The 3,103-nt window shown below is 31.5% G+C and carries 3 protein-coding genes; all 3 read left to right on the forward strand.

The window, feature by feature from the left end; translation table 11 throughout:
* On the forward strand, positions 1–1,487 hold a 1,487-nt coding region (locus ACI32A_RS01945; RefSeq protein WP_439753337.1), incomplete at its 5' end, for a DUF6908 domain-containing protein.
* On the forward strand, positions 1,484–2,425 hold the full coding sequence (locus tag ACI32A_RS01950) for a DUF3991 domain-containing protein (protein WP_419042391.1): 942 nt from the start codon (positions 1,484–1,486) through the stop codon (positions 2,423–2,425). The genes ACI32A_RS01945 and ACI32A_RS01950, both read left to right, overlap by 4 nt.
* Positions 2,426–2,643: 218 nt before the next feature.
* Entirely contained in the window at positions 2,644–3,009 is a 366-nt protein-coding gene (locus tag ACI32A_RS01955) for a hypothetical protein (RefSeq protein WP_308584925.1), read from the forward strand.
* Positions 3,010–3,103: the final 94 nt, after the last annotated feature.

The following is a 3,103-nucleotide window of genomic DNA, read 5'->3' on the forward strand; positions in this document are numbered from 1 at the left end:
ATCGTGCTTGGCAAACAAACTTTAATCGTCATGTGGATAAAGGTGAAAAAGGATTAATGATTCTTGCTCCTGTAACGTATAAAGAAGATCGATTAATTAATAAAGTAGATGAAAACGGAAATGTTGAATTGGATGAAGCTGGTTCACCTATTCAAGAACAACGGCAAGTGAATGTGACTCGTTTTAAAACAACTACTGTATTTGATATATCACAAACTTCTGGTGATCCTCTTCCCTCTTTGATTCATGATTTAACGGGTTCTAATAATGAAGCTAAGGCAATCATTCAATCCGTGCAATCTATCTGTACAATTCTCATTGAATTTAAAACAGAAACAGAAGATTTGAATCTCATGACAGGAGCTAAGGGATACTATTCTCCTAAAGAAGATAAGATTGTGATTAATAAAGATTTGGAAGATCTACAAATTGCCAAAACATTAATTCATGAGTATGCTCACAGCCTGCTTCATAAACAAACAGATAAAAATCAAAGCCAACGAGAAATTGAAGCCGAATCGTTGGCTTTTGTATTATGTGATCATTTTGGACTAGATACTTCTGAATATTCATTTGGTTATATTGCTAGCTATGATGATAAAGATTTTGATGAATTGAAATCTATCTTAGTTAATATTCAAAGTACGGCTCATGAAATGATTGAACAACTAGAACCTGTATTCAAGGAGAAACTGCATATGATAGAAATGAAAAGTAAATATATAACACCATTAGAAATGGAACAAATGAATCATGATATTGTGATTCAAGTTTCTTCTTTGATGGAACAATATAAAGATGCATTAAATGATCCAAATGTATCCACTTCGGATATTCATGAAATGGTGGATCAACAAATCTATGATGTTATCAATAGTAAGCTTGAATATTCTGATCAAGCTTTTTTATTTGGAAACAATCACGACTATTATCAAACACTACGAACAATATGTTTTGAAGCATTCACGGATCCCAATTTTGATTTAAGTAAGAACTGGTTTATTGAAAATTCAATCGAACATAGAAACTATGAATTATTTGAACAGATTGCCCAACCATTACTTACAAATGATGCTTACTACATGAAATATGCAACACTTGGCTTTATGGATCTGAATGTGGAAATCATTGATGAAAATCGTTTTGCGATGGCTCATAACTATGAATTGAATGGAGATCTAATGGCTGATCCAGATATTGAATTTACAGTGGATAAAGATAACAGACTGCTCTATCCACAGTCTTATCAACAGGATAACCTTCAATTTTATGAACGAGTGGATGGTGATCCATTTCGTGCTAATGAACTCAATCGATTTATGAATCAGTGGATTCACAATATCCAGGAACAAAAATACAAAGTCGAAACGGTTTATACAGATGAATTCGAATTATCCACAAAAGAAAATCCAAGTGGTGTACGTAAGTTTTGTAAAGAACATGGAATTGCAAAAATGGCACCAAAAAACAAGGAGTTGGAAAGATGAGTCAACGATTTATACGAAAAGACGTTCTAGAAAAAGTAAGAACCTTATCTGCTTTTGATTATTTAAGAAACTATGCTCCAGACCTGTTAGTAAAAAATGGGAGAACAGATTATTATCATCGAGATCATGATTCCTTGCATTTTTCAAATGGAAAATGGTATTGGTGGTCACAAGGCAAAGGTGGAACATCTGCACTTGATTATTTGATTATTGTGGAAGGATATGAATTTAAAGATGCGTGTAACTATTTATCAGATTTAATGAATGTGAGTGCACCAGTTACCACTTATTATCATCCAAAACCTGTAAAACCATTTGAATTACCTATTAAAGATAAGAACAATGATTTAGTGATTCGTTATTTATGTGAAATTAGAAAAATCGATAAAGGAATTGTGGATGATTTCATATCCAAAGGAATGATTTATCAATCCGCTAACTTCAAGAATGCAGTGTTTGTTGGATATGATAAAGATAAACCAGCGTATGCATTTAAACGAAGTATCTTTAAAAATTTTAAATTGGATCATGCTGGAAGTAATAAAGCATTTAGTTTCAACTACACAAATGTAAATAATGATGTTCTTCATGTGTTTGAAGCAGCTATTGATTTATTATCCTATATGACTCTTTTGAAAATGGATGAAATGGATTATACCGAATTTAATTATCTGTCTCTTGCCGGAGCCAGTGATAAGATTACGAGTAAATCAGAAGCGGATATTCCTATTGCACTAAAAGCGTATTTAGAAAGAAATCCAAATATCAAAACAATTATCTTCCATCTAGATAATGATGAAGTTGGTATTGGTGCAACAGCAAAAATCATTTCTATTCTGAATTCAAAATATCAATGCATAGATGAACATCCAACTTCTTATAAAGATGTAAATGAAGAATTAATTCATAAAAATTCGTTACTATCGACATTTTTTTGATTTTCTGTTGGTTACAAATTATTTTAACTTCTGAATTCTTACAGGAAGCTCTGCAAAAGGATGAAATCAAATAAATGTTTATAGATAACAATGTTGCGTCTAAAGAAGCAATCAAAGATTTCCTAGAAGATGTGCAAAAGCGACCTGGAAAACATTAAATTCTATATTAGAAATTGCATTGCAAACACTTTATAATCTTTCACGAGGTGATAAAACAATTGAAAGATTTTGAAGGCATTGTTTTATTAAAACAAGATGGAACTGGATGGGAAGATACACTTTATTTATATGCTGCAGATATCCCATCTTTGAACATTAAACAATGTGGTGCTCTTATTATGAGCAAATACTATGTGCAATCGATTTTAAATTTACAAGCTCCTTTAGACCGGATGATTCCTGTTTATCCAATTGATTATCGAACAGAGCAGAATTTCAAAGGAACAGAAATAGAAAAACAAAAGCTAGATAACTTACTTCTTCTAGTAGCAAAAGCAATAGGAATCAAACTGTTTTTGAATCGTGAAATACCAGAAGTATTAGTGCTTCCTTGGGAAACACTAGAATCAGAATTTGATTGTTAGAATTGGAGTCATAGATGAAACAAAAAAATCTTAAACAATTATCAGAAAAAGAATTTCTTGAACGATTAGAAAAATCAAGAAAGCAATCTAAAGA

Origin of the sequence: Floccifex sp. (genome assembly GCF_051873555.1) — a bacterium.
Taxonomy (GTDB): Bacteria; Bacillota_I; Bacilli_A; order Erysipelotrichales; family Erysipelotrichaceae; genus Floccifex.

Bases quoted from the DNA above. Each gene is read 5' to 3' on its own strand.
- ACI32A_RS01950 (WP_419042391.1), top strand. From the start codon at position 1,484: ATGAGTCAACGATTTATACGAAAAGACGTTCTAGAAAAAGTAAGAACC.